The sequence below is a fragment of the Siccirubricoccus soli genome (assembly GCF_024178315.1).
Classification (GTDB): Bacteria; Pseudomonadota; Alphaproteobacteria; order Acetobacterales; family Acetobacteraceae; genus Siccirubricoccus; species Siccirubricoccus soli.
This window is the reverse complement of record NZ_JAMZIK010000144.1, coordinates 1-1,291: the sequence shown is the minus strand read 5'-3', so window position 1 is coordinate 1,291 and position 1,291 is coordinate 1. Positions and strand designations below refer to the sequence as shown.

The 1,291-nt window shown below is 69.1% G+C and carries 2 protein-coding genes and 1 tRNA gene; 2 read left to right on the top strand and 1 reads right to left on the bottom strand.

What is annotated here, in order from left to right; genetic code table 11:
• Positions 1-403: glutathione binding-like protein (locus NJ376_RS21010; RefSeq protein WP_252955242.1), on the top strand; the 403-nt coding region annotated here is incomplete at its 5' end.
• A 98-nt stretch (positions 404-501) separates the two neighbouring features.
• Positions 502-594 (top strand) — tRNA-Ser (locus NJ376_RS21005).
• Positions 595-1,050: 456 nt separating this feature from the next.
• Here the strand turns inward: NJ376_RS21005 and NJ376_RS21000 are convergent.
• Positions 1,051-1,291: DUF4214 domain-containing protein (locus NJ376_RS21000; protein WP_252955241.1), on the bottom strand; the 241-nt coding region annotated here is incomplete at its 5' end.

Genomic DNA, 1,291 nt, shown 5'->3' with positions numbered 1-1,291 from the left:
CTACCTGGCGGAGAAGACCGGCCGGTTCCTGCCGCGGGATCTGCGCGCCCGGGTGCAGGTGCTGGAATGGCTGATGTGGCAGATGGGGGGATTTGGGCCCATGCCGGGCCAGGTGCACCATTTCCTCATGCAGCCGGACGGGCCGGCCAAGGAGTACGGCTTCAACCGCTACCATGCGGAGACCAGGCGGCTCTATGGTGTGCTGGACAAGCGGCTGGCGGGGCGGGAGTTCGTGGCGACGGAGGGCGAGCCGAGCATCGCCGACTTCGCCATCCTCGGCTGGGCCTGGCGGCATGAGCGGCATCAGGTGCCGTTCGACGATCTGCCGAATGTCGCAGCCTGGTATGCCCGGATGATGGCCCGGCCGGCGACGGCCAAGGGATTCGAGGTGGCGCTGTCCTGACCCTCGGGACGGAGGTGCCGGCACACGAGGCGTTTGACGCTGCGCCCCGCCGCCTGTAAGACCAGCCCCGCATACGTCGTGGGCCTGTCCATACCTGCGGAGGGGTGGCCGAGTGGCTGAAGGCGACGGTTTGCTAAACCGTTATAGGGGGTCAACCTCTATCGTGGGTTCGAATCCCATCCCCTCCGCCAGAAGACGTGTAATTTCTAGCGGTTAGAGCGCCTTGGCTACGCAGACCACAAAGCGGTCCACAACGTACGCTTGTCGCGCTTCATGGCCGGCCGCGCAGCCCTTCGCCATTCGGCGAAGCAGCGCGTCGCAGCATCTCGGTCACTCGACGCCGCAGTCACAGGCCCGCCTACTCCGGATCGGCTCGCTCGCCTCGGTCCAGGGGGTCCACCGGCTTCGGCAGCCGTTGCCCCCGCCGCCTCATGTCGGCCAGCAGTCGGGCGATCTGGTCGCTCGCCGAGGACGGTCTTCCTGCGCGTGCGGCGCGTCCTGGGCCGCCGGAGTTGAGGGGGCGCCTCCGGCGTCGTTTTCGCGGCCTGCGCCTGCCGCTGCTCGACGAAGCGCGCCATCGCCCGGCCCTGAACCGCGAAACCCCGCCGGTCGTCCGGCGGGGCCTCCCTACGGGGCAGCTTCCGCCGTCAGCCGATCGGGCTAAATTCCGCGCCGGACACCGGCAGCTCCAGCAGCGCCTCTTGGTGTTCCGGCAGTTCGGAGATGCGCAGCAGCGCGTCGCCCCGGTCGCCGCCGACACCCGCCAGGAAGCCGCTCCAGTAGGCCAGATCCATGGCCCTCGGCGCGGTGCCCAGCGTGTTCTCCAGCACGGCGGAGAGGAAATCGGCGTCGTCCAGGCGGGTCCGGTCGGTCGCGGTTTGCCTGAGA